The sequence below is a fragment of the Pseudoalteromonas sp. P1-26 genome, assembly GCF_001401795.1.
GTDB lineage: Bacteria > Pseudomonadota > Gammaproteobacteria > Enterobacterales > Alteromonadaceae > Pseudoalteromonas.
The window spans coordinates 1-26782 of the sequence record NZ_LKDX01000041.1 but is presented as its reverse complement, the minus strand read 5'-3'; the positions used below and the strand labels follow the sequence as shown (position 1 = coordinate 26782).

The window sequence follows — 26782 nt, the reverse complement described above, 5'->3', positions numbered from 1 at the left end:
TTACAGCTCAGCGACAAGTTTTTCAACGATGTCACTGTGTGCGGCTTGATTGATTTCGCGCTCTAAAATCTTCTCAGCACCAACCACTGCCAGCGTCGCTACTTGTTTACGTAGTTCTTCTGTTACACGGTTACGCTCTGCTTCGATTTCAGAGTGCCCTTGAGCAATAATTTTTTCACGCTCTTGTTGACCACGAACAGTTTCTTCGTCAACGATTAGCGTGGCACGCTTTTTAGCTTGTTCAATGATATCAGCCGCTTGAGCTTTTGCCTCTTTAAGCTGCTCAGCAGCTTTCTTTTGCGCAAGTTCTAAGTCTTTTTCGGCTCTATCAGAGGCAGCTAAACCATCTTCGATTTTCTTCTGGCGAGCTTCAATTGCACCATTTAGTGGTGGCCATACGTATTTCATACAGAAAAGTACGAAAACCGTAAATGCAATTAATTCACCGATAAGAGTGGCTGTTAAGTTCACGACCGCTCCTCCTTAAAATAGTAAGCTGTTCAAAAAATAATATTAAAGTACGAACAACAATACCATTGCGATACCAACACCGATCATAGCTACGGCATCGATTAGACCAGCAAGGATGAACATCTTAACTTGTAATGAAGGTGCAAGTTCAGGTTGACGTGCACAAGCTTCAAGGAATTTACCACCCATGTTACCGAAGCCGATAGCAGTACCGATTGCACCGAAGCCGATAAGTAGAGCAACAGCGATGTACTTAAGACCAATCATTAGTTCCATTTTTTTCTCCAAAGTTTCAATTGTAAATTAAAGTTAAAATTTAAAAGTGTAAAAAATTAGTGATTATCTGAGCTTGCCATGCTTAGGTAAACGATTGTAAGCATCATGAATACGAATGCTTGCAGTACGATTACTAAGATGTGGAATACAGCCCAAATAAAGTGCAACGGTAGTTGCATTAAACCAACTGCGCCGATCAAGATGAAAATCAACTCACCAGCATATAAGTTACCGAATAAACGCAGTGCTAACGAGAACGGCTTAGCAACTAAAGCGATTGTTTCTAGTAATAAGTTACATGGGATTAAGAACACCATCGCTAGCTTGTTATTAGAGCTGAACGGGTGAAGCGTTAATTCAGCTAAGAATCCGCCAATCCCTTTGATTTTGATTGCGTAACCGATCATCAGAATGAATACACCAATAGCAAGTGCAGCAGTCATGTTGATGTCTGTTGTAGGTACAATCTTCATGTAAACATCGTGAGAATCCATACCAAATGCTTGCTCGCCAACGAAGCCAGCTAATGCAGGTAGGAAATCAACCGGAATCAAGTCCATTAAGTTCATTAAGAACACCCAAACGAAAATCGTTAGAGCTAATGGAGCGATTAATGCACTTTTACCGTGGTATGTGTCACGTACGTTGTCGCCAACGAACTCAACGATCATTTCAATGAAACACTGAAATTTACCAGGTACACCGGTATTTGCTTTCTTAGCGGCACTACGGAAGATCCATAAAAATACAAGACCTAGACCGATTGACCATGCGAGGGTATCTATATTCCATGTCCAGAAACCACTGTCTGCACACGCTTTGTTGAAGGCAAGACCAGCGTCGGTCGAGCACATCTTAGCGTTAGTTAAGTGGTGCTGAATATGGCTTGATAGAGTTACTTCTTCTGCAGCCATGTTATATCCCAAAAGTTAATGATTAAAAAAAACGGGCGCAAACAATCCGCTAAATAACACCAATACATAAACACAGAAAAACGGTAATAAAACGACCGTGTAAGACTTCAGTATCAGTGCAAACAAAACGATTGTTAGCATAAATTTTAATCCGTTGCCGCGCTTTAGCGAGGCATACACTTGATTTACTCGACTTGCACCCATATAACGGAATGCATAGACAGCAAATACAAAATTAGGGAGTAGTGCAACAGCTCCGCCAGCAAGCGCTGACTGGCCGGCATTGACTCCCCAACCTATAAAAACAATTACTGCAGCGATTAATGCTACGATACCCTGAAGACAAATTAATTTAAATGCGGCAAGCCTATACGGCTTTGCTAACCTATTAGTCACGTTTTGTTAACCTTTAGAACGTTAAATTGTCAGGGTATGAAAACTGGCGAAATTATACTGATTCCTACCAGTTTTGCAACTTGAGTCGACCCTTTGTAGTGCAAAAACACCACAAATGTCTCTTTTTGGACATGTTATTAATTAATGACGGGAATAGTCTTAATTTATACGGCTTAAAATGCCATCCAACTCATCAAGAGTTGTATAAGAGATAACCAGTTTGCCTTTGCCTTTTTTATTGTAGTTTATTTCTACTTTGGCGCCTAAATTTTCAGCAAGTTTTTGCTCTAACTGTTTGACATCCGGATCTTTTTCTTGCACTTCTTTTTTCGGAGCTGGTTCTAAGATAGAGCGAACTAATTTCTCAGTTTCACGAACAGTCAACGCTTTAGCAACCGCTAATCTAGCAGCATCTGACTGCGCTTCGCCTTCAAGTGCCAATAAACAACGTGCATGACCCATTTCGATGTCGCCATGCTCTAACAATATTTTAACATCTTCGTTAAGGTTATTTAGACGTAGTAAATTAGTCACAGTCGTACGCGATTTACCAACAGCTTCGGCGACTTGTTGATGAGTGAGTTCAAATTCGTTAAGTAAACGATTCAATGCAATCGCTTCTTCCATCGCGTTTAGGTCTTCACGTTGGATATTTTCAATCAATGCGATTGCAACGGCTGCTTCATCTGGTACATCTTTGATGATACATGGAACAGCATCTAATTTTGCAAGTTGAGCAGCACGCCAACGACGTTCACCAGCAATAATTTCATATTTGTCTGCACCAATTTGGCGCACAACAATTGGCTGAATGATGCCTTGAGCACGAATTGAGCTGGCTAACTCTTCTAGCGCTTCTTCAGACATGTCTTTACGCGGTTGATATTTACCCGATTGTAAAAACTCAATCGCTAATTTTTGCAGCTCACCTTTGCTTTGCTCTGCAACAACTTCAGAGACTTGCTCTGGTGTTGCTGTCGCTTGTTGCTGATTATTTGCACTTGGGGCAGGTTTTGATGAACTTAATAAAGCGTCGAGTCCTCGGCCTAAACCGCGTTTTTTAGCAGACATGTTATTTTTTTACCTCGAAGTTAGGCTACTGCTGAAGATGTTTTCTCTTTTCTACGTAACATTTCGCCGGCTAGGGCTAAGTAAGCTTTAGCACCACTTGATGCACGGTCATAATACATGGCAGGGGCACCAAAACTCGGCGCTTCTGCTAAACGGACATTACGTGGGATAACGGTACGATATACTTTATCGCCAAAATGTTGTTTGAGTTGTTCTGATACATCATTTGCAAGGCGATTGCGCGGATCATACATGGTGCGCAAAATCCCTTCAATTGTTAACGCTGGATTTACTAGCTTAGATAGCTGAGTAATGGTATCCATTAATGCCGTTAAACCTTCAAGGGCATAATACTCACATTGCATCGGAACTAAAATCGAATCTGCGGCAGCCATTGCATTAACAGTAAGCATGTTAAGTGAAGGCGGGCAGTCGATAAAAATGAAATCGTATTGATCTTGAATTTGTTCAAGCGCATTACGTAAACGCACTTCACGAGCAAACAATTCCATTAGTTTAACTTCAGCGGCAGTCACATCGCCATTAGCAGCAATTAAGTGATACTCACCTGAGGTTTCTTTATTGATCACTTCATCGATTGGTGTTTCTTCAATCAATAAATCGTAAATAGTCGCAACATCACCGTATTTATCGACACCACTACCCATGGTAGCGTTTCCTTGCGGATCAAGATCGATTAATAACACTTTACGCTTCGTCGCGGCCATCGATGCCGCGAGATTCACAGCGGTGGTTGTTTTACCAACACCACCTTTTTGGTTTGCTAATGCGATGACTTTTGCCACAGTGCTCTGATCCCTAGTCTTTAGATAGAATGATTAGATGTCTTTGTGCATCTAACTCAGGTACTTCCAAGCTGATTTTTTCATCAAACTTAATACCTTTAGGTAATGAGTCTAGTTCTTCGCTCGGAAATACGCCTTTTAAGGCGATAAATTTACCTGAATGATCAATCAAGTGCGCACACCAGTCAACCATATCTTGTAAAGAGGCGAATGCACGACTTAATACACCATCTAATTTAACACTTGGTTGATATTCTTCAACTCTAGACTGCACTGGGGTTACATTTTCAAGGCCAAGTGCATGTTTTACCTGCATCAAAAAGCGTACGCGTTTTCCTAAACTATCTAACAACACAAATTGTGTATCAGGTAAAGCGATAGCTAATACGATACCCGGTAAACCAGGACCCGTACCTACATCAATGTAATGTTTGCCTTTAAGGTGTGGTGCAACAACTAAGCTATCCATTATATGCTTAACCATCATTTCTTCAGGTAAACGAACAGAGGTTAAGTTATACGCTTTGTTCCACTTGTCTAATAATTCAACATATTGCACAAGTTGTTGTTGCTGTTTTTCTGTTAGCGCAATATCAGTTTGCGCTAACAGCGAAGTTAATTGTTGTTGTAACACTGTATTCCTCACCAACTACGCAGTCTTGCGCAGTAAGCCTTGCTTTTTCAGATAGACTAATAATAGCGAAATAGCAGCAGGGGTGATACCTGAAATACGTGACGCTTGGCCAATTGTATCTGGACGACTATCAGTAAGCTTTGCAATAACCTCATTCGATAAACCAGAAACAGTTGAATAATCAAAGTCTTTTGGTAATACAGTTTGTTCATGACGTAGCTGCTTATTGATCTCATCTTGCTGACGAGCAATATAGCCTGCGTACTTAGTATGGATCTCAACTTGCTCAAGTGCAGCTTGGTTATCAAACTCAGAACCTAAACCATCGATTGCCATTAAGTCGTTATAACGAATTTCAGGACGGCGGATCAGATCTTCAAGGCTCGCTTCACGAGTCAGTGGTGTTTTTAATAACGCGTTTACTTGATCAACAGCAACGTGATCTTTGTGGATCCATGTTTCTTTTAAGCGTTGCGTTTCTTTTTCGATGATTTCCATTTTTTCGTTAAAGGCAGCCCAACGAGCATCGTCAACTAAGCCAAGTTCACGGCCTTTCTCAGTTAAACGAATGTCGGCATTATCTTCACGAAGTAATAAACGGTATTCAGCACGGCTAGTAAACATACGGTACGGTTCTTTAGTACCTAATGTTGCTAGGTCGTCAATTAGTACACCTGTGTATGCTTCATCACGGCGAGGTGTCCAAGACTCTTTGCCTTGTACTTGTAATGCCGCGTTCATACCCGCAATTAAACCTTGTGCGCCTGCTTCTTCGTAACCGGTTGTACCATTGATTTGGCCTGCGAAGAATAAACCATTAATAAACTTAGTTTCTAATGATTGCTTTAAGTCGCGCGGATCAAAGAAGTCATACTCAATAGCATAACCAGGACGACAAATATGTGCATTTTCAAAACCAGTGATTGATTGCACAATTTCAAGCTGTACATCAAACGGTAAACTCGTTGAAATACCATTTGGATATAATTCGTATGATGTTAAACCTTCAGGCTCAACAAAGATTTGATGTTTGTCTTTATCAGCAAAACGTACGATCTTATCTTCGATTGAAGGGCAGTAACGTGGACCAATACCTTCAATTACACCTGAATACATAGGTGAGCGATGTAAGTTATTGCGGATCACATCATGTGTTTTTTCATTTGTATAAGTGATGTAACACGGGATCTGCTGTGGGTGATCCGATTGTTTACCCATAAATGAGAATACAGGCGTTGGGGTATCACCAGGCTGTTCTTGCATCTTGCTAAAGTCAACAGTACGCGCATCAATACGAGGAGGCGTGCCTGTTTTTAAGCGATCAACACGGAAAGGTAATTCACGTAATCGCTCTGCAAGTGCAATTGAAGGTGGATCGCCAGCACGACCACCTTTGAAGTTCTCTAAACCAATATGGATCTGACCACCTAAGAAAGTACCTACGGTAAGAACCACAGAAGGCGCGCTAAAACGAAGACCCATTTGCGTTACAACACCGATTACTCGATCACCTTCAACGATTAGATCGTCACATGATTGTTGGAAGATCTTTAAGTTTTCTTGATGTTGTAAAGTATGTTGAATAGCTGCTTTATACAAAGCACGGTCAGCTTGTGCACGTGTAGCACGTACTGCAGGGCCTTTAGATGAGTTTAAAGTACGAAATTGAATACCGCCTTTATCAATAGCCTGAGCCATTGCACCACCAAGTGCATCGATCTCTTTAACTAAATGGCCTTTACCAATACCGCCAATTGCCGGGTTACAAGACATTTGACCAAGGGTATCCATATTATGAGTTAGCAATAGGGTATTCATGCCCATGCGAGCAGATGCTAATGCAGCTTCAGTACCTGCATGTCCACCACCTACAACAATAACATCAAAACGTTCGTGAAAAATCATTTATGGGATCCTACTTAATCGACCAGCAAAACTTTGTAAAGGGAGCGTATTCTACCTAGAAATTTAGAGAAGATAAATGATTAAACAGTGCTCAAGATCTAAGTGGGTGATCTCTAATAATATAAAGGATCTTTTAAAGAGATCTTTTATTACTCTTACTACTAATAACGGCTAGATCTGTTGATAATGTTCGCTTTACTATTTAAAACATGATCTTAACGCAGATCTAAAGGTGTTAATATGATCGGATCTTCCCGCGTAAAAGCTTTGATCAAAAGGGCTATTTATACACAGGGCAATATCGATTGGATCTTATCCAAGGGATAAACTAGGTTAAAATCGCAGTTAGATCAGTGTTTATCCACAATCCGATCTAAATTATCAGTAAATTGTGGGTAACTTTTATAACAACGATCAACACCGATCGGTTTAATTGAGCCCCACTGATTCGATCCAGCTTGGTAACCAGGCTAATGCTGTGTCTTCTGGCAATGCTTCATCAAGAATATTTAGCTCTAAGCGTTCTGCCACGCGGTTTGCGCCTTTAATAGCTAATAACTCATCTAGATTACGGCCTGCATAGTTATAGGTGTCGTAACTAGTGTCACCTAATCCGATCACACTGTAGTTTAATCCTTTAAGATCAGCCTGTTGGTTAATAGACTCAATAAATGGCAGTAGGTTCTCTGGGTAGTCTCCCGCACCGTATGTAGAAGTACATAACAACCAAATAGTATCTTGCTGATCAATATCATCAAATACAGGCTGTTCATGAAGCTGCACTTGGATCCCTTGTTGTTCAAGGGCTTCTGCTAGTTGCTCTGCCACGTATTCTGCAGATCCCATTTGGCTGCCAACGATGATATTTACTGATTGCATGTGATTGATCATGTATAGAAATAAGTGGCCACATGATAACTAAGTTAGGGTGTGAGTAAAGCGTTGAATTACGATCTGAATAAGTTTTTCTGCTTAAAATGACAGCTTTAATTCAATGCTTTTTATAATCTACTGTTTTTAATCGTTTTTTATATTTATTCATAAATTAAACCCTTTGATCAAGCTGTTAATAAATTTGGGGAAAGTTCTGATCAAGCTAAATATTGGAAACTGTATAACTTTGCTAAGTTGTTGATCTTTAATTATGTGTAAGCGCTTAATTTTTCAGATCTGATAAAAATAGTGAGTATGATCGTTTTGTGGATAGATCGCTTGTTGATAACGATCGGTTTGCAATTTGCGATCAATAAAATAGATCGAAAAAAACTTAAATAAGCGCTAATAAAGGCTATTTTTAAGAAAATTAGTTATCAAAAAGGGCTGTTGTATGAAAATAAATTCAAATATCAGCGTTTTTTTATGATCAAATCAGCCTTTAGATCTAAAAAATCCCCAAATGTGGATAACATTTTTAGCTAAATTCGATCTTAAAAGCTGTTTTGATCTGATTTTTTAGCTCGCTAAGTTAGTTTTCGATCTGAGTTAAACTGGTTTTTATCGTATTACCGACTAGTTCATAAAGCGAATTACCCAATGAAAACCGTTTTGCACCACCAGCGAAAGCGGCTTTTGCTGAGTTAAAATTGCTCATTGCCATAACATTTAATGGCATATCTATTGTGTTAGCTAAGCTGGTTATGTGATCTATGTTAGTTAAGCCGGGTACAAACAGACCGTCTGCACCTGCATTTTGATACGCTTTTGCTCGCTTTAATGTTGCTTGAAAAGGGGAGTCACTAACAAAGTAGGTATCAGTTCTGGCGTTTATAAATAAACCACCGAAGCCATTTTCGTTAAGTACTTTTTTTATTTCACTAATAATAGTGCATTGCTGCTCGGTAGATCTCAGTGCGTTAGTGTTTTTATCTGAGTCCTCTATGTTGATGCCTACAACTCCTAATCTTGCTAACGCTAAAACGTTTTCGCTAATTTGCAGCGGATCGTTACTGTAGCCTGACTCTATATCGACAGAGAGTGGAATATGAAGGTGTTCGGTTAAGCTTTTAACCAGCGCTAATTGAGTTTTAAAAGAGATGTTTTCACCATCAGCTAACCCTAAACTGGCAGCAATTCCCCAGCTGGTTGTTGCTACTGCTTTAGCTCCCGCAGCTTGGATGAATTGTACTGAACTAAGATCCCACGCATTAGCAAGTATAAAGCCGCTTTGCTGGTGGTGTAATTGGTGAAAGAGTTGATATTTGTCCATGATGTCCTCCGTTTAATAACATCGCTAGACTAATTGATATGAGGTTAATTACTGGCTGGTTTCGGCCCTGAACCGATAATTGATTAGTTGAAGTAAAAACAAAAAAAGAGTCTTGCGACTCTTTTTTATAATATTGATGACCGTAATTTATTTACCGATACAGAACGAACTAAAGATTTTCCCAAGTAGGTCATCAGAGGTAAATTCACCCGTTATCTCATTTAAGAACTGTTGAGTTAGGCGTAATTCTTCAGCCAAGATCTCACCAGCTATATGCATCTCTAGTTGCTCTTTACCTGTGTTTAAATGATAGGCTGCATGATCAAGTGCATCTAAGTGACGACGGCGTGCCATAAATCCACCTTCTGTGGCACCTTGGAAACCTATACATGCCTTTAAGTGAGTACGAACTAACTCTATACCCTCTGCATTTTTAGCGCTTAAACGGATCACCGGATATTGATCATGTTCATCCATACCGACATTTTCACCGGAAATATCGGCTTTATTTCGGATCACAGTAACACCCATACCCTCTGGTAACTTGGCCATAAACTCTGGCCAAATATCATGAGGATCAGTGGCTGATGTGTCTGTGCCGTCTAACATAAATAGTACGCGATCGGCTTGGTTAATTTCATCCCATGCGCGTTCAATACCAATTTGCTCTACTTTATCAGGGCTTTCACGCAGGCCTGCGGTATCAATAATATGTAGTGGCATACCATCAATGTGGATATGTTCGCGTAAAACGTCACGTGTTGTACCAGCTATTTCGGTAACGATGGCTGCATCTCGGCCAGCTAAAGCATTTAATAAGCTTGATTTACCAGCGTTAGGGCGACCAGCAATAACAACACGCATACCTTCACGCATGATGCTACCTTGCTTAGCTTGCTGAGTTACATTCTCTAATTGATCAATAATGGCATTGAGATCTGTTGATACTTTACCGTCTGATAAAAAGTCGATTTCTTCATCTGGAAAATCAATTGCGGCTTCAACATACATACGTAGGTGAATGACTTTCTCCACCAGCGTTTCTATGTGCTTAGAGAATTCACCTTGCAGTGATTGGAGGGCGCTTTTTGCTGCCTGTTCACTGGTTGCATTAATTAAATCGGCAATTGCCTCTGCTTGAGTTAAATCAAGCTTATCATTCATAAATGCGCGCTCAGAGAACTCACCTGGTTTTGCTAAACGTACACCGTCAATTTGGCTAATTTCTTTTAATAGCATATCTAATACGACAGGGCCGCCGTGACCTTGTAGTTCTAGTACGTCTTCGCCGGTAAATGAATTTGGCCCTTGGAAGTAAATAGCAATACCTTGGTCAAGCTGTTCACCGTTCAAGCTTTTAAATGGTACATAGTCTGCGTAACGTGTTTTAGGACAACGGCCAATAATCTGTTCTGCCACTGTTTTAGCTAAGCTGCCAGAGACGCGAATAATACCAACCCCACCACGTCCTGGTGCGGTCGCTTGTGCTGCAATTGTGTCTTGATTAATCATGCGATGAAATAATGCCAATAAAAGAATGAATGCTGGTTCTATTGTAACCTATGGCTTAATTTCATGCGAATAGCTGTTTGAATAATGAGGTAGCAAAAGTCTGATGTAAGTAATACTTTATTTAGCTTTAATTAATAATAAACACTCATTGAAAATGATAACTATATTCATTACCATGTTGCGCATTCTAAATCTTATCGTTTTTTATTATGCGTCTTTCTGCTGTTTTTATTGCACTTGCTGCTGGTTTTTCGGGCGTTGCCCATGCTCAAACTGAAGTGACTACTTCGGATCAAAGTGATTCAAAAGAACTCGAAAAAATAGAAGTTGTTGGCCGTGCGTTCTCTTTATATCGCCCAACCGAGTCTAGCTTTGCTACTCGTACCAATACACCTTTAGAGAAAATTCCTCAGTCAATTCAAGTTTTACCGCAGGAGCTGATCAGTGATCAGGCTGCTCGCCAAATTACTGACCTTTATAGCAATATAGCTGGTGTTAATGCCTTTAGTTATTCGGGCGTGACATTCCGTGGTTTTCGCCAAGATGAGATTTTATATGATGGTGTAAAGGGCGACCCTTTCAATGGCTTTGCTGTACCGCAATTATTTAATATTGAACAAGTTGCGGTTTTAAAAGGGCCTGCTGGCGCTATATACGGTAGTGGTAATCCGGGTGGTATTATTAACTATGTAACTAAGAAGCCTAAATTCACCAGTGAACACAGTATTGAAGTTGAAGTAGGTAATGATGACTTCTTTAGTGGTGCATTAGAAAGCACAGGAACATTGAGTGAATCACTTGATAATCATGCTTACCGTGTTGGTCTTTACCGTGATACTGAAAAGCCATTCCGTGCTAATACTAGCAGCGATAATACCATTGTTGATCTTGGTTATACGTGGCTTATAAATAGTGCAACCGAATTGACCACTCAGTATACCTATATAGAGCAAGAGTTGGGTGGGGCACGTTTACGTGGTGTACCTGCTGATGATAACGGTAATTTTCTAACTGATATTAGCTGGAATCATAACGAGGCGACAGACTTTCAAAATGTTGAAGCCCATGTCTATCAGGCAACTTTAAAACATGAGTTTAATGATGTTTGGCGCACAGATGTCACAGCACGTTATTTTGATAACAAAGAAGTGCAAAACTACCATGAACCAAGAGGCCTCGTAGATACAGATGACGACGGTATTGTTGATTGGAGCCATCGTGAGTTTCGTGATCAAGTACGTGAGAACGAAGGTTTTAGCTTAACAGCTAATGCGATTGCAGAATTTGTAGTTGCAGACATGCAGCATCAAGTGTTGTTTGGTAGTGATTGGTATGAACATGATTTTGAAAGCGTTTACCGTACAGCTACGCAACAAAGTAAAGGTGGCCCAGTACCAGGTCTTGATCTTAACAACCCTGAGTATGGTTTAACGTCTGCTGATGATTATGATCTTGATAGTATTACACCAAGGCTTGGGAAAACGAATAGCACCCGCTTTGGTGCCTACTTGCAAGATCAGCTAGATATCACCGCTAATTGGAGTGTGACAGCTGGCTTAAGGTATGATCGTTTTGAAGACAAAGATCTGTTAAATCAAACCGAGTTTTCTGATAGCGACTTAACTTACCGTATTGGTACTAGCTATAACATTAACAACATGTTCTTCCCTTATGCGCTACATGGCACTGGCTTTGTGCCGCAAAGTGCGAGTAATCAAGAAACAGCAAAGGGTGGCCCATTCTCGCCAGAGACTAGCCGTATTAACGAGTTAGGTTTAAGAACCAAGCTATTAGCAGACACACTTGCTGTTAATATGGCTGTGTACGATATTGTCCGTGAAAACATCCTGCAGCCTAGCTTATTAGGTGATGTTGCAGGTGACGGCGTTGATGACTTAGTTGCTGTTGGTGAAGTACAAAGTAAGGGCTTTGAACTCGAAGTGGTTGGTGACATCACTGAGCGCTGGGTCGTTACTGCAAGCTACGCTTATAATGATACCCGTATTACTAAAGCTAACGATAGCATTCGTAACCAAATTCCTGATAGCGATAAATTTGCTAACGCGCCGCAAAATACTCTAGGTATATGGACACGCTATGAGCTACCTAGCTTATCGTCATCTATTTCTGCTGGCTTAGATTATGTTGATGAACAGCTTAGTTTAGGCGGTCAACGTGTTAAACCTTACACTGTTTACAACATGGCGTGGCAAACAACCGTTGATAACTGGCAATGGCAGCTATCAGTTAAGAACCTATTTGATAAAGAATACGCAAGCAGTGGCTTTATCGAACGAACAGGGCACTTTCCTGGTGAACCACGTCGTGTTTATTTAAGTGCTAAATACAGCTTTTAATGGTGGCGTGTGAACGCTAAAAGTTGGTTTAACTTACATTCTTGGGCAGGACTCTTTGTTGGAGTCCTGCTTTTTGTTACCTGCGTATCGGGAACACTCGCTACGTTAAGTCATGAACTCGAGTACTTAACAGACGCTAAGTACCGTGCATTAACTTCTTCTGCCTCTACTAACTACCTAGCTATCGAAAACACCCTTAATCAGCATTACCCGCAAGCTCAATTACTTTATATCCAACGTCATAAGCAAGATTACCTTGCCATTGAAGCGGCTCTTAAAGTCGGTGATTCATTTCGCTTTGTTTATTTAGATGCTGCAACGGGTCGCTTACTCGGTGAAGGAGAGTGGGCGCGGATATCGCGGTTTTTACGTAACTGGCATATGAACTTGTCGATGGGCTGGACGGGTAAATTAATCGTCACCAGTTTGAGTATTTTACTCGTTATTTTATTGGTTTCGAGTTTTTATGTGTATCGGCGCTGGTGGCAAGGCTTTATGAAAAAGCCTGCTGCGCTAAGCCTAGATAAACGTAGTAGTTGGTCTGATTGGCATAAGCTGTTAGGGCTTTGGAGTTTATGGTTTATTGCTGTGATGGCCATCACAGGGGTTTGGTATCTGGTAGAACATGGGCTGCAAACTGCGAAGGTACCTCACTATGTCTCTAGTCCACCAGCCTTGAGTGAGTTTAAAAAACAAAGCCCTCGTAAAGGTCTATCGCCAATTAGTTTAGCTGCTGCTTATGAAGCCGCTCAACAGGCGTTTCCTAGCCTTGATATTCGCTATATTCGTTATCCTAATAAAGCTGAACAGCCTATTGAAATACGCGGTTATAACGATGATATTTTACTACGCCTGCGTGCTAACCGGGTTTATTTAAAACCAAGTTCCGGTGAAGTTCTAGGCATACAAAAAGGGGAAGAACTCAACCTGCTTCCACGAATTAAAGACACCGCTGATCCGCTGCACTTTGGTAACTTTGCAGGAATTGGTACTAAGCTTATTTGGGGGCTATTTGGTGCATTGATGAGCTTTTTAAGCGCTGCTGGCATGTATATGAGTTGGTTTAGGGTTAAGCGTAAAACAACGGCTGGAAAGTGGCTTGGTTTATCTGGGGTGGTTGCAATCGGCTTGGTGGTTGCTTCGTTACTAACAACAAGTTTGAGCTTTACTGAGCGCAGTGTACCCAATCAGGTTTATTCTCCTATTCTCGGTTAGCTTTTTTCCAGGCAATAAAAAAGGCGCAGTTAGCGCCTTTTTTATTGGGTTAAGAGTTTAGCCTCTTACCTTAATACCTTTTTTCTCCATACCGCGGTAGATGATTAGCATCTGTGCGATTGAGATAAGGTTCGATACTAACCAGTAAAGTACTAGGCCAGATGGGAACCATAAGAAGAAAATAGAGAATACTACTGGCATAAAGGTCATCATTTTTTGCTGCATAGGGTCAGTAACCGTCATCGGTTGCAGCTTTTGAGTGATGAACATACTTAAACCAAATAAAACCGGTAATACGTAGTATGGGTCCATTGCTGATAAGTCATTTAACCATAAAACGAATTCAGCATGACGTAGCTCAGTTGACTCTAAGAATACGTAGAATAACGCTAAGAAGATTGGCATTTGTAGTAACAGTGGGAAACAGCCACCCATAGGGTTCACTTTTTCTTTGCGGTACATTTCCATCATAGCTTGACCGAATTTTTGACGGTCATCACCATACTTCTCTTTTAGGGCAGCCATTTTAGGCTGAAGTGCACGCATCTTCGCCATTGACGTGTATTGTGCTTTAGTAAGTGGGTACATTGCCGTTTTAACGATAACCGTGATTGCAATGATAGCTAGACCCCAGTTACCTAAGATACCGTATAACCACTTAAGTAATACGAATAATGGTTGTGAGATAAAGAATAACCAACCGTAATCTACAGTTAGGTCTAAGTCTGGGTGAATTGCTTCTAGTACGTCAGACTCTTTCGGGCCCATATAGTAGGTTGAGCCAAGCGTTGCTTGCGAACCAGCTTGTACATTAACTGCTTCACCTTTAACACCAATAATTGCTGCATTACCTGATACAAGTTTGCTGTAAAGAGTGTTTTGTTGATCTTGCTTTGGTACCCACGCACTTACAAAGTAGTGTTGAATAAATGCAATGTAGCCGCCAGATGTGGTGATATTAAGGTTTTTATCAGCCATGTCTGAGAAGCTGTATTTTTCATACTTCTCTTCATCTGAGCCATAAGCGCCACCTAAGTAGTTTTGATCTACTAAGCTACCTTTTTCTTGTACTGTGCGTTTTACTTGCGTGTATAACTGAACTTGAATTGGATCAGCTGTTACGTTGTTTACTGTGTACTCTAAATCTACAGCGTAGTCGCCTTTTTTGAAGATATAAGTTTTAGTAAACGTCACACCTTTACTGTCAGTAAACTCAAGTGGTACACGTAGCTCATCACCCGTTAAAGTGAATGCTTTTTGTGTGGTTTTATAAACAGGGCGACCAGCAACAGTTGCGTCAGGACCATTTAAACCAATTAAGCCACTTTGCGAGAAGTATTGCTTACCATCGAACTCACCTAATAGCATGTAAGGTGTGTTACTGCCTTTTTCTTCTTCGTACTGAAGTAAGTCTGTTTCAATGATGTCACCACCACGGGTGTCAATTTTAACAGTGAATACGTCAGTTGTTACATCAATAACTGAGCGCTTTGCTGTCGTTACAGCTGGAACTTCACCGTCAGATGATGCAGGAATAAAGTCATCAGATTCTGGTGTTGTTGCGCCTAGTGTTTGTGTTGTGGCACTTGGATCAGCCTTTGGTGCGTTGTAGTCGTTATTCCATTCTTGAAATAATAAAAACGACACAAGCATCAAGCCGATTAATAAAAACGTGCGTTGCGATTCCATAACAGCTCTTATTTCTCGTGTTGGTGGTTAATATGATTTTTTGCCGGTACGGGATCATCCCCACCAGCATGTAAAGGGTGGCATTTTAATATGCGTTTAACAGCTAACCAACTGCCTTTTACACTTCCATGCAAATTAATTGCTTGAATAGCGTAACTAGAGCAGGTTGGATTAAAACGACAATGCGGGCCTAATAATGGGCTTATCCATTTTTGATAGCCGCGTATTAGCATGACTAAACAGCGCTTTGGAATAGCAACAAGTGGTTTAAGTAACCTCATGATGTGTCTGCCCCTGCGTTAATTTAGTCAATGGATACCATGAATTTAAATTCCCATCGTAGAATTTTAAATGCATGATTAAAAGGTGAGCTAAAGATACCTTAATTAAGCCTGTAATTCTATTGCTATCAGGCTTGTTTATTAGATTTAGCTGATTTATTCGGGCGTTTTTTAAATGGTGGTGGTTTAGGTGCACCAGGCTTGCAGCGTTCGTTAATTTTTCGCCACAATTTATTTAGTTGCTTTGTTAGCTCTTCGTTGGACTGTTCATCAATACCACTTTTAACCATAAGCACAATATCAATGTTATCGAGTTTATGTTGATTTAAACGGAAACTTTCGCGAGCAAGTCGTTTAATTCGATTACGTTGACAGGCTTTTTTAACGCGTTTTTTTGCGACCGTAAGACCTAATCGAGGATTAGTTTGGTCATTGCGTTTAGCTAATAGGGTAAAGAAAGGAGTCGCAGCGCGTGCTGGTTCATTAAAGATTCGAGAGTAATGCGAGGGAGTTAACAGACGTAACTCCCTGCTGAAGCTAAAGTCTTCCACTTATATATTAAGCAGAAAGAACTTTACGGCCTTTAGCACGACGACGAGCTAATACTTTACGGCCATTTGCTGTTGCCATACGAGCACGGAAACCGTGTGTACGTTTGCGTTTTAAAACGCTAGGTTGAAAAGTTCTTTTCATAACAATTCCATCCGATCGGTTAAGGTTAAAACATCCTATGCAGGTCGCGATCCTGGCACAGGTGCCATTGCGAGCGCGAGATATTATAGATGAAGACAACAAAAGTCAATCATTAAAACGCTGCAGAGGCCGTAATTATAAAGGATCCTTTTACGTGATCATATAGGATCATCATAAATAAGAAGTTTTCCACAGCCTCTGTATAAAAAGTGAATAAAAGCTTGGGAAAAGCCAATTCGATCGTAGAATTTGATCGCGATCTGGCTGCAAATTTGTTATGATCACTGTTCGAGCTTAAAAAATAATTTTCTTAAAAATCAGTGTTTTATTCTTTTATGTTGCTGAGATCATATTTTTCATAAAAATCAATCTTGTACTTGTGGATAAAGTACCTTCATAATAGTCGGTCTGGGCCAAGAAAGTTGGTCAAAGATTAGCAATAAATGTTTGATTTTCCATCATTAAAGATGAACGGGAATAAAAATTAAATCTCTGGGAGTTTAACTGTGTATCTGTCGGTTTGGCAAAGTTGTTTATATGTATTGCAAGATGAATTGCCTTCACAGCAATTCAGTATGTGGGTAAGACCACTTCAAGCAGAAAGTACCGAAGATACGTTGACTATATATGCACCCAACCGTTTTGTTTTGGATTGGGTGAGAGAAAAGTATTTAAACCGTATTAATGAACTACTCGTTGAAATTTGTGGTGATGAAGCACCTGAATTACGTTTTGATGTTGGTAGTAAACCTATTTTAAATGCCCAAGTGGCATCTGCACCGGCTGCAACAGAAGCTAGCGCATCTGTTCCACAACAAACTGCCGAAAAACAACAGCCAAAACCTGAAAAAGCAGCGGTCGAACCTGCACCAAAATCAGGCTATAAATCAAACATTAAAGAAAATTACACCTTTGATAGCTTTGTTGAGGGTAAATCAAACCAATTAGCAAAAGCTGCAGCGACTCAAGTTGCAGATAACCCAGGTTCAGCATTTAACCCTGTATTTATATACGGTGGTACTGGCTTAGGTAAAACTCACTTATTACACGCTGTTGGTAACGGTATTATGGCTAATAAGCCAGACGCGAAAATTGTTTATATGCACTCTGAGCGATTTGTGCAAGACATGGTTAAAGCGCTACAAAATAATGCCATAGAAGAATTTAAACGTTATTACCGAAGTGTTGATGCATTGATGATCGATGACATTCAATTTTTCGCTAATAAAGAACGCTCACAAGAAGAGTTCTTTCATACCTTCAATGCTTTACTTGAAGGAAATCAACAGATTATCTTAACTTCAGACCGCTATCCTAAAGAGATAGAAGGGGTTGAAGATCGCCTTAAATCACGTTTTGGTTGGGGCTTAACAATTGCTATTGAGCCACCAGAACTTGAAACGCGCGTTGCTATTTTGATGAAAAAAGCGCAGCAAAGTAAAATCAATTTACCTCACGAAGTTGCCTTTTTTATCGCTAAAAAGTTGCGTTCAAATGTGCGGGAATTAGAAGGGGCGTTAAACCGCGTTATTGCTAATGCAAACTTTACTGGTCGTCCGATTTCAATCGACTTTGTAAAAGAAGCGCTACGTGACTTACTTGCGCTGCAAGATAAACTGGTAACGATAGATAATATTCAACGCACTGTTGCTGAGTATTACCGCATTCGTGTATCAGATTTACTATCTAAACGCCGTAGCCGTTCAGTAGCAAGACCACGTCAAGTGGCCATGGCATTATCAAAAGAACTTACAAATCACAGTTTACCTGAGATTGGTGACGCGTTTGGTGGTCGTGATCACACAACTGTATTACACGCTTGTCGTAAAGTTAAATCACTACGTGACGAAAGCCACGAAGTGAAAGAAGATTATCAAAACTTAATAAGAACCTTGTCATCTTAAGGCCGACTTTATTATGCAAATAACAATATCAAGAGAGCAATTTTTAAAACCTTTAGTTCAAGTGTCTGGTGCGATTGAGCGTAAGCACACCTTACCGATTTTATCGAACGTACTGTTAGTTGTTGAAAACGGGCAACTTTCGATGACGGGTACTGATCTTGAAATTGAGTTAGTGGCGAGTGTGTTTGTCGGTGAAGATACCACAGATACGCAACTCACTTTACCAGCTAAAAAGTTACTCGATATTTGTAAAAGTTTACCTGATGGCTCAGACCTAACGTTAAGTAGCCAAGATCATCAGTTACTATTAACAAGTGGTAAAAGCCGTTTTTCTTTAACTACGCTGGCCGCTGAAGATTTTCCGAATCTTGAGCAGTGGGATGGTGAAGTTGAATTTCAACTAACGCGTTTAGAATTGCGTAAACTTTTAGAAAGCACGCACTTTTCTATGGCGAATCAAGACGTACGTTATTACTTAAACGGTATGTCATTTGAAGTTGATAACGCAGATATCAAAACAGTGGCTACAGATGGTCACCGTTTGGCAATTGCACAAAAGCAATTACCACAGTCTTTAAATACACAACGTCAGTTAATTATTCCACGTAAAGGTGTGCAAGAAATTATGCGCCTAATGGTGGCTGATGATGAGCTAGTAACCATTCAATTTGGTGCTAACCATATTCGTATTATTGATACTGAGTTTACATTTACTAGTAAACTGGTGGATGGTCGTTTCCCTGATTATCGTCGAGTATTGCCGCGTGGTGGTGACAAAGTAATTACAGCTAATCGTGAATGGTTGCGCAGTGCTTTCCAACGTGTGTCTATTTTATCGAATGAAAAGTTCCGTGGTGTACGTTTAAACCTGTCTGAAGGTTTATTAAAAATTACAGCAAACAACCCTGAGCAAGAACAAGCTGAAGAGGTCGTTGAAGTAATGTACCAAGGCGGCGAACTTGAAATTGGCTTTAACGTTTCTTATGTACTTGATGTACTTAATACATTAAAAACAGAAGATGTAACCTTTACACTTGCAGACTCTAATAGCAGTGCGCTAATTGAAGGTGCAGGTGACGAAGAAGCTATGTACGTTGTTATGCCGATGCGCCTATAAGCTTATATGAGTTTAAGTCATTTAAGCCTCAATAATTTTCGAAATATTGAGGCGCTGACACTTGAGCCGGTTAATGGCATAAACATTATCTATGGCGAAAATGGCAGCGGAAAAACCAGTCTCCTTGAGGCTATATATTTCCTTTCTCACGGTAAATCATTTCGTACCGCCAAACATAAAAATATCATTCAGCATCAACAAGACAAGTTTGTGATTCATGGTCGCAAAGCGCTGCATGATTTGTCTATTCCGATTGGTATAAGCAAAAACCAAGCGGGTGAAACGTCTTTAAAGATTCAGGGAAAAACGAGCCGTAAAATCTCTGAATTAGCTCAGCTAGTGCCGGTGCAAGTTATTACTCCAGAAAGCTATTCATTGTTTTTTGGTGGTCCAAAAGAACGTAGAAAATTTCTCGATTTAGGATTGTTCCACGTGGAACATGACTTTTTTTACTTGTGGCAGTCTTTTAATAAAGTACTGAAACAACGTAATGCTTTATTAAAAAGTAAACCTAGAGATTATTTTGAACAGATCAAGTTTTGGGATAAAGAATTTGTTAGACTAGCTGAACAAATAAATAATCTAAGAATCGCGTATATAAGTAGGTTTAAGCAGCAGTTTTTTGATAAAATGTGTGCAGAATTAACGCTTGTAAGCGATTTAGAAATTAACTTTCATGCGGGCTGGAAAGAGAGTGAAACGCTCTCAGAGGCGCTTGAGCAAAGCTTTGAACGTGATGCCAAACAAGGTTTCACAAGTAAAGGTCCGCATAAAGCTGATTTTAGTTTTAGCGTTTCTGGTAACAGTGTAGAAAATACCTTTTCTCGCGGTCAATTGAAGCTCTTGCTTTATGCGTTAAAAGTAACGCAAAATAGCTTAATTGAGTCAGAAACAGATAAGCAATCTATATTGCTAATAGATGACTTACCTTCAGAACTAGGTGAAGATACAAAAGAAAAAGTGGGTCAACTTTTGACTCATTGCGATTCGCAACTTTTTATCTCATCAATTTTATCTGAAAGTATTTCTGCTGTGGTGGAACCCATGCAACGAGAACTAAAAATGTTCCACGTGAAACATGGCAACCTAATAACAAGATAAGTGGGATTAACCATGTCTGAGAATTACGATTCGTCGAGTATTAAAGTACTTAAAGGATTAGACGCAGTAAGAAAGCGTCCAGGAATGTATATAGGGGACACCGATGACGGTACAGGCCTTCACCATATGGTGTTTGAGGTTGTTGATAACTCTATCGATGAAGCCTTAGCTGGTCATTGTGATGATATTTTTGTAACGATTCACTTAGACGGTTCAGTCTCTGTAAGAGATAACGGTCGTGGTATTCCTACATCTATTCACGAAGAAGAAGGTGTTTCTGCGGCTGAAGTTATCATGACGGTACTTCACGCTGGTGGTAAGTTTGATGATAACTCTTATAAAGTATCTGGTGGCTTACACGGTGTAGGTGTTTCGGTAGTAAATGCACTATCTGAAAAGCTGCAACTGACCATTCGTCGTGAAGGCAAAATTCACCAACAAACATATACTATGGGTGTACCAGATGCGCCATTAGCTATAATTGGTGACGCAACAGACACAGGTACTGAATTACGTTTCTGGCCAAGTGGTGAAACATTCACTGACCTTAACTTCCACTACGATATTTTAGCAAAGCGTTTACGTGAGCTTTCGTTCTTAAACTCTGGTGTAAGTATCATTCTTACTGATGAGCGCGAAGAATCTAAGAATGACCACTTCAAATATGACGGTGGTATCCAAGCATTCGTAGAATATCTAAACCGTAACAAAACACCTGTACATAAAAGTGTTTTCCACTTTACCCATGAGCGTGAAGAAGACGGTATTAGTGTAGAAGTTTCAATGCAATGGAACGATGGCTTCCAAGAAAGCATTTACTGTTTCACAAACAACATTCCACAACGTGATGGTGGTACGCACTTAGCTGGCTTTAGAGCAGCACTAACACGTACGCTAAATAACTACATGGAAAAAGAAGGCTTTAACAAAAAAGCGAAAACAACAAGCAATGCAACGGGTGATGATGCTCGTGAAGGCTTAACTGCGGTTGTAAGTGTTAAAGTTCCTGATCCTAAATTCTCATCACAAACTAAAGACAAACTAGTATCAAGTGAAGTTAAGTCTGCTGTAGAACAAGCAATGGCAGAAAAATTAACAGAGTTCTTATTAGAAAACCCAGTTGATGCTAAAACAGTTGTTGGCAAAATTATTGATGCAGCACGAGCTCGTGAAGCAGCACGTAAAGCACGTGAAATGACACGCCGTAAAGGTGCAATGGATTTAGCTGGCTTACCAGGTAAATTGGCAGACTGCCAAGAAAAAGATCCAGCACTTTCTGAACTATACATAGTGGAGGGTGACTCTGCAGGTGGTTCAGCTAAGCAGGGTCGTAACCGTAAAAACCAAGCAATTTTGCCACTTAAAGGTAAGATTCTTAACGTTGAAAAAGCACGCTTTGATAAGATGCTTTCTTCTCAAGAAGTAGCAACTCTAATCACTGCATTAGGTTGTGGTATTGGTCGTGATGAATATGACCCAGAAAAGCTACGCTATCATCGTATCATTATCATGACCGATGCGGACGTGGATGGTTCTCACATTCGTACCTTGCTACTGACTTTCTTCTACCGTCAAATGCCAGAGATTGTAGAAAAAGGCTTTATCTATATTGCGCAGCCACCACTTTATAAAGTGAAAAAAGGTAAGCAAGAACGCTACATTAAAGATGACCCAGCGCTTGTTGATTACTTAACATCATTAGCATTAAACAATGCTGCACTTTATACAAGCGAAGGTGCATCTGCACTTGAAGGTGAAGAACTAGAAAGAATTGTTCACGACTATCAAAATACAGTTAAAGTGATTGAGCGCTTAAAACGTAAATATCCAAATTCGGTTATGGAACGTTTAATTTATCAAAGTGAAATTACCGAAGCTGATTTAGCAGATGAAGCAAAAGTTAAAGAGTGGACTAACACCCTTGTTGACGACTTAATTGCACGTGATGAAGATGCAACTATCTTCCATGCGGGTACTGAGCACGATACTGAGCGCAACATGTATTATCCTGTTGTGAATATTCGTCAGCATGGTGTGGATAAAGCACATGTACTTAACCATGACTTCATCACATCGCGTGACTACAAACGCATTGCAGCGACAGGCGTAAACATTGCTAACTTACTTGAAGAAGGGGCATATGTTCAACGCGGTGAGAAAACTCTAGCTGTTGATAACTTTGTGGATGCATTAGAGTGGTTAATCAATGAGTCGAAGCGTGGTCTTTATATCCAACGTTATAAAGGACTCGGTGAGATGAACCCTGATCAGCTTTGGGAAACCACTATGGACCCAGATGCTCGTCGTATGTTGAAAGTAACAATTGAAGATGCCGTAGCTGCAGACCAATTGTTCGCGACTCTAATGGGTGACCAAGTTGAGCCGCGTCGTGACTTCATCGAAACGAATGCGCTACGTGTAGTTAACCTAGACGTATAACGCTAAATTAAGAATTAAAAAGGAGCCTACAGGCTCCTTTTTTTATTGCTGAAAAAGCACAAACTGCTTAAAACCTTACTGCACACAAGGTATACTGAGAGCAATTTTCAGACTAAACGCACCAGATACTATAAGCCAAATATGCAAAAATATGACGTTAAAACCTTTCAAGGTTTGATCCTGGCTTTACAGGACTATTGGGCACAGCAAGGCTGTGTGATTGCTCAACCACTCGATATGGAAGTGGGAGCAGGGACATTTCATCCGTTAACTTTCTTAAAGTCAATTGGCCCAGAGCCAATGTCGAGCGCGTATGTTCAACCATGCCGCCGTCCAACTGATGGTCGTTATGGTGAAAACCCGAACCGTTTACAGCATTACTACCAATTCCAAGTAGTATTAAAGCCATCACCAGAAAACATCCAGGAGCTCTATTTAGGCTCTTTAGCTGCCGTTGGTATCGATACACTAACTGATGAAGTTCGCTTCGTAGAAGACAACTGGGAGTCGCCTACATTAGGTGCATGGGGTCTAGGTTGGGAGATCTGGTTAAACGGCATGGAAGTAACTCAGTTTACTTACTTCCAACAAGTAGGTGGCTTAGAGTGCTCACCTGTAACCGGTGAAATCACTTATGGTCTTGAGCGTTTAGCAATGTATATTCAGGGCGTAGATAGTATCTATGACCTAGTATGGGCAGACGGTCCTATGGGTCGTGTGACATACGGTGATGTATTCCATCAAAATGAAGTAGAGCAGTCAGCTTATAACTTCGAACAAGCGGATGTTGAGTTCTTATTTGCACAGTTCGATCACTGTGAAAAAGAAAGCGAAAAGCTAATTGAAGCAGGCTTACCATTACCAGCTTATGAGCAAGTGATGAAAGCATCACATGCGTTTAACTTATTAGACGCTCGTCACGCTATCTCTGTAACAGAACGTCAACGTTATATCTTACGTGTTCGTGCTTTATCTAAAGCATGTGCGCAAAGTTACTATGATGCCCGTGAAGCTCTTGGTTTCCCGCTTTGTAAGGATTAAGAATTAGCATGTCAGCAGAAAATTTATTAGTAGAAATTGGCACTGAAGAGTTGCCACCGAAAGCACTTCGTAAACTTGCTGAGTCGTTTGCTGAGAACTTAGCAACAGAGCTTGCAAGCTTAGAATTAAATCACCAAGGCGTTAACTGGTACGCATCACCACGTCGTTTAGGTTTGCGTGTTACTGCACTTGAGGCTAAGCAAAGTGACAAGGTTGTAGAAAAGCGCGGCCCTGCAGTTGCAGCTGCTTTTGATGCCGATGGTAACCCAACTAAAGCAGCAATGGGTTGGGCTCGTGGGTGTGGTATCGATGTAAGCGATGCACAAACACTAGAAACAGATAAAGGCGCTTGGTTATTACATAAGGCACAGGTTGAAGGTCAAGCAACAACATCACTTATGAGTGATGCTGTAAACAAAGCACTTGCTAAATTACCTATCCCTAAACCAATGCGTTGGGGTGCAAATAAAACACAATTTATTCGCCCTGTGCACACAGCAACTATCTTATTTGGTAGCACGCTAATTGAAGGTGAAATCCTTGGTAAGCAAGTTGGCAACCAATTACAAGGTCACCGTTTCCATCATCCAGAAAAAGTAACAATCAACCACGCTGATGATGTGTTTGATGTGCTTAAATCTGCTTACGTTGTCGCTGACTTCGAAGCGCGTAAAGCACAAATTCGCGAACAAATTGAAGCAGCAGCTAGCGCTGTAAATGCAAAAGTAGCGATGGATGAAGACTTACTTGAAGAAGTAACATCCTTGGTTGAATGGCCAGTAACGCTGACAGCAACATTCGAAGAAGCATTTTTAGATGTACCTTCAGAAGCGCTTATCTATACCATGAAGGACGACCAAAAGTACTTCCCGTTATTAGACCAAGATGGCAACTTACTAAACAAGTTCCTATTTGTTTCTAATATCGAAAGTAAAGATCCAAGCGTGGTAATTGCTGGTAACGAAAAAGTTGTTCGCCCTCGTTTAGCTGATGCGCAGTTCTTCTACGAAACAGATAAGAAGAAAACGCTAGAGAGTCGCTTAGAATCGCTAGATACCGTTTTATTCCAAAAGCAACTTGGTACGCTGAAAGATAAATCTGAACGTATTAGTGAACTTGCCGGTTATATTGCTGAGCAATTAGGTGCTGATGCAGAGCTGGCTAAGCGAGCAGGTTTATTAAGTAAAACAGACTTAATGACCGAAATGGTTATGGAGTTTACCGACGTACAAGGTGTAATGGGTATGCATTACGCTCGTCACGACGGTGAAGCAGAAGAAGTTGCACTCGCGCAAAACGAACAATATATGCCTCGCTTCGCGGGTGATAACTTACCAACAAATGTGATCAGCTGTGCGGTAGCAATTGCTGATAAGTTTGATACGCTGGTGGGTATTTTTGGTATTGGTCAAGCGCCAAAAGGCGACAAAGACCCATTTGCACTACGCCGTGCAGCTATCGGTGCATTACGCATCATGGTTGAAAAATCATTACCGCTAGATATCTTAGACCTTGTTGCTAAGTCACAAACGCTATTCGGTGAAAAGCTAACGAACCTAAACGTATCAACAGATGTGTTTGAGTTTATGTTAGGTCGTTTCCGCGCATGGTATCAAGATGAAGGTATCGAAGTTGATGTCATTCAAGCAGTGCTAGCACGTCGCCCAACTAAACCAGTTGATTTCGACCGCCGTGTTAAAGCAGTAAGTCACTTCCGTACATTAGACGCAGCAGAAGCGCTTGCAGCAGCAAATAAACGTGTAAGCAATATCTTGGCTAAGAATGACATCACAACACAAGGTGATGTGAATGAGAGCCTATTAAGCGATGACGCAGAAAAAGTATTAGCGTCACACGTTGCTAAGTTTGCAACTGAGCTTGCACCTTTATATGCAAATGGCGATTACCAAGAGGCATTATCACAACTTGCGGGTATCCGTGAGAGTGTTGATAACTTCTTCGATAACGTCATGGTAATGGCCGATGACGAAGCGGTTAAACAAAACCGTTTAGCATTGTTAAGCCAACTAAGCCGTCTGTTTTTAGATATTGCTGATATTTCTGTACTTCAGAAGTAAGCAGCAGCCAATTAATAAAAGCCAGCTCAGTGCTGGCTTTTTTGTAGCAAAAGGAACAGTAATGAAACATGTAATTACTTTAGCATTAGCAGGCTTATTAACGGCCTGTTCTAGCCAAATGCAAATGCCAAGCATCGACGATATTCTGCCTAGCAAAGAGCTTGACCGTACTATGTATTTACGTGGTGATTTCACCTTATGGGATGCCGAGCCGCAGTATCAATTAGAGCAGGTTGCACCGGGCATATTCCAAACCGACGTTAAGTTTTCAACACCAGGTAAGGTTTATGAATTCAAAGTAGCGGATGCAGATTTTAGCGAAGGCTATAACTGTGGTTACAGTGATATGGACCCAGCAGGGCAATCATTAGTGCTAGGCCAAGCCGCCAATGCAGACTGTAATACCATCTACAATTATTTCAGCTTTAAACCCGCTGTAAAAGGCGTGTATGTAGTGAGCTTTGATTACCGCAATAGTAATCAACCAAAAGTGACAGTAACGAAGAAATAGCTTTAAGCTGTCAGTTTTAAGCCGATCGAGTGAGCGTTTAATATTGATAAATGCTCACTTTTAATTTTAATTGATTAACTCGAAACTCGAAACTCGAAACTCGAAACTCGAAACTCGAAACTCGAAACTCGAAACTCGAAACTCGAAACTCGAAACTCGAAACTC

At 40.6% G+C, this 26782-nt stretch carries 24 protein-coding genes; 9 read left to right on the top strand and 15 right to left on the bottom strand.

Features of this window, described 5'->3' with window-relative positions; all coding sequences use genetic code 11:
- The 11 genes from atpF to mnmE all read right to left on the bottom strand — a co-directional run bounded on the left by atpF (position 1) and on the right by mnmE (position 10191).
- Entirely contained in the window at positions 1 to 471 is a 471-nt protein-coding gene (gene atpF, locus AN394_RS16900) for a F0F1 ATP synthase subunit B (protein WP_054554807.1), read from the bottom strand.
- A 42-nt stretch (positions 472 to 513) separates the two neighbouring features.
- The gene (gene atpE, locus AN394_RS16895; RefSeq protein WP_010561330.1) at positions 514 to 747 is read right to left on the bottom strand and encodes a F0F1 ATP synthase subunit C; all 234 of its coding nucleotides are present in this window, start codon (positions 745 to 747) and stop codon (positions 514 to 516) included.
- 56 nt (positions 748 to 803) lie between these two features.
- Positions 804 to 1661 (bottom strand): F0F1 ATP synthase subunit A, encoded by an 858-nt coding sequence (gene atpB / locus AN394_RS16890; protein WP_054563741.1) that lies wholly within the window; start codon positions 1659 to 1661, stop codon positions 804 to 806.
- Between the two features lie 15 nt (positions 1662 to 1676).
- On the bottom strand, positions 1677 to 2057 hold the full coding sequence (locus AN394_RS16885; RefSeq protein WP_055022070.1) for an ATP synthase subunit I: 381 nt from the start codon (positions 2055 to 2057) through the stop codon (positions 1677 to 1679).
- A 159-nt stretch (positions 2058 to 2216) separates the two neighbouring features.
- On the bottom strand, positions 2217 to 3128 hold the full coding sequence (locus tag AN394_RS16880) for a ParB/RepB/Spo0J family partition protein (protein WP_054554804.1): 912 nt from the start codon (positions 3126 to 3128) through the stop codon (positions 2217 to 2219).
- 20 nt (positions 3129 to 3148) lie between these two features.
- Complete coding sequence (locus AN394_RS16875) at positions 3149 to 3934, bottom strand: ParA family protein (RefSeq protein WP_054554803.1); 786 nt, start codon at positions 3932 to 3934, stop codon at positions 3149 to 3151.
- A 13-nt stretch (positions 3935 to 3947) separates the two neighbouring features.
- A complete protein-coding gene (rsmG, locus tag AN394_RS16870) occupies positions 3948 to 4568 on the bottom strand; it encodes a 16S rRNA (guanine(527)-N(7))-methyltransferase RsmG (RefSeq protein ID WP_054554802.1) in 621 nt (206 codons plus the stop codon).
- A 15-nt stretch (positions 4569 to 4583) separates the two neighbouring features.
- Entirely contained in the window at positions 4584 to 6473 is a 1890-nt protein-coding gene (gene mnmG, locus AN394_RS16865) for a tRNA uridine-5-carboxymethylaminomethyl(34) synthesis enzyme MnmG (RefSeq protein ID WP_054554801.1), read from the bottom strand.
- A gap of 429 nt (positions 6474 to 6902) precedes the next feature.
- Positions 6903 to 7352: an FMN-binding protein MioC gene (mioC, locus tag AN394_RS16860; RefSeq protein WP_055022073.1), complete on the bottom strand. Its 450-nt coding sequence runs from the start codon at positions 7350 to 7352 to the stop codon at positions 6903 to 6905.
- A gap of 586 nt (positions 7353 to 7938) precedes the next feature.
- On the bottom strand, positions 7939 to 8679 hold the full coding sequence (locus AN394_RS16855; protein ID WP_055022069.1) for an isocitrate lyase/phosphoenolpyruvate mutase family protein: 741 nt from the start codon (positions 8677 to 8679) through the stop codon (positions 7939 to 7941).
- A 147-nt stretch (positions 8680 to 8826) separates the two neighbouring features.
- Complete coding sequence (gene mnmE, locus AN394_RS16850) at positions 8827 to 10191, bottom strand: tRNA uridine-5-carboxymethylaminomethyl(34) synthesis GTPase MnmE (RefSeq protein ID WP_055022068.1); 1365 nt, start codon at positions 10189 to 10191, stop codon at positions 8827 to 8829.
- Between the two features lie 209 nt (positions 10192 to 10400).
- Between mnmE and AN394_RS16845 the strand changes: the two genes are divergently transcribed.
- Positions 10401 to 12548: a TonB-dependent siderophore receptor gene (locus AN394_RS16845; RefSeq protein WP_055022067.1), complete on the top strand. Its 2148-nt coding sequence runs from the start codon at positions 10401 to 10403 to the stop codon at positions 12546 to 12548.
- Between the two features lie 9 nt (positions 12549 to 12557).
- Entirely contained in the window at positions 12558 to 13763 is a 1206-nt protein-coding gene (locus AN394_RS16840; protein ID WP_055022066.1) for a PepSY domain-containing protein, read from the top strand.
- 57 nt (positions 13764 to 13820) lie between these two features.
- On the opposite strand, the gene yidC is transcribed toward AN394_RS16840, so the two are convergent.
- The 4 genes from yidC to rpmH form a co-directional block, all read right to left on the bottom strand.
- Positions 13821 to 15452, bottom strand: a complete 1632-nt coding sequence (yidC, locus tag AN394_RS16835) for a membrane protein insertase YidC (protein WP_054563757.1) — start codon at positions 15450 to 15452, stop codon at positions 13821 to 13823.
- Positions 15453 to 15460: 8 nt separating this feature from the next.
- Entirely contained in the window at positions 15461 to 15733 is a 273-nt protein-coding gene (gene yidD, locus AN394_RS16830) for a membrane protein insertion efficiency factor YidD (protein ID WP_054563758.1), read from the bottom strand.
- Between the two features lie 128 nt (positions 15734 to 15861).
- The gene (gene rnpA, locus AN394_RS16825; RefSeq protein ID WP_058583673.1) at positions 15862 to 16284 is read right to left on the bottom strand and encodes a ribonuclease P protein component; all 423 of its coding nucleotides are present in this window, start codon (positions 16282 to 16284) and stop codon (positions 15862 to 15864) included.
- 7 nt (positions 16285 to 16291) lie between these two features.
- Positions 16292 to 16426, bottom strand: a complete 135-nt coding sequence (gene rpmH, locus AN394_RS16820; protein ID WP_008488847.1) for a 50S ribosomal protein L34 — start codon at positions 16424 to 16426, stop codon at positions 16292 to 16294.
- Between the two features lie 506 nt (positions 16427 to 16932).
- On the opposite strand from rpmH, the gene dnaA reads away from it, so the two are divergent.
- The 7 genes from dnaA (at position 16933) to AN394_RS16785 (ending at position 26617) form a co-directional block, all read left to right on the top strand.
- Complete coding sequence (dnaA, locus tag AN394_RS16815; RefSeq protein WP_055022065.1) at positions 16933 to 18330, top strand: chromosomal replication initiator protein DnaA; 1398 nt, start codon at positions 16933 to 16935, stop codon at positions 18328 to 18330.
- Between the two features lie 13 nt (positions 18331 to 18343).
- The gene (dnaN, locus tag AN394_RS16810; RefSeq protein ID WP_054563760.1) at positions 18344 to 19447 is read left to right on the top strand and encodes a DNA polymerase III subunit beta; all 1104 of its coding nucleotides are present in this window, start codon (positions 18344 to 18346) and stop codon (positions 19445 to 19447) included.
- Positions 19448 to 19453: 6 nt separating this feature from the next.
- Positions 19454 to 20548: a DNA replication/repair protein RecF gene (gene recF / locus AN394_RS16805; protein ID WP_054563761.1), complete on the top strand. Its 1095-nt coding sequence runs from the start codon at positions 19454 to 19456 to the stop codon at positions 20546 to 20548.
- A 12-nt stretch (positions 20549 to 20560) separates the two neighbouring features.
- Positions 20561 to 22987 carry a DNA topoisomerase (ATP-hydrolyzing) subunit B gene (gyrB, locus tag AN394_RS16800; RefSeq protein WP_054563762.1) on the top strand — a complete coding sequence of 809 codons (2427 nt, stop codon included), beginning with the start codon at positions 20561 to 20563 and terminating at the stop codon, positions 22985 to 22987.
- Between the two features lie 141 nt (positions 22988 to 23128).
- Complete coding sequence (gene glyQ / locus AN394_RS16795) at positions 23129 to 24028, top strand: glycine--tRNA ligase subunit alpha (RefSeq protein ID WP_054554789.1); 900 nt, start codon at positions 23129 to 23131, stop codon at positions 24026 to 24028.
- An 8-nt stretch (positions 24029 to 24036) separates the two neighbouring features.
- The gene (gene glyS, locus AN394_RS16790) at positions 24037 to 26106 is read left to right on the top strand and encodes a glycine--tRNA ligase subunit beta (RefSeq protein WP_055022064.1); all 2070 of its coding nucleotides are present in this window, start codon (positions 24037 to 24039) and stop codon (positions 26104 to 26106) included.
- 61 nt (positions 26107 to 26167) lie between these two features.
- Entirely contained in the window at positions 26168 to 26617 is a 450-nt protein-coding gene (locus tag AN394_RS16785; RefSeq protein WP_055022063.1) for a hypothetical protein, read from the top strand.
- Positions 26618 to 26782: the final 165 nt, after the last annotated feature.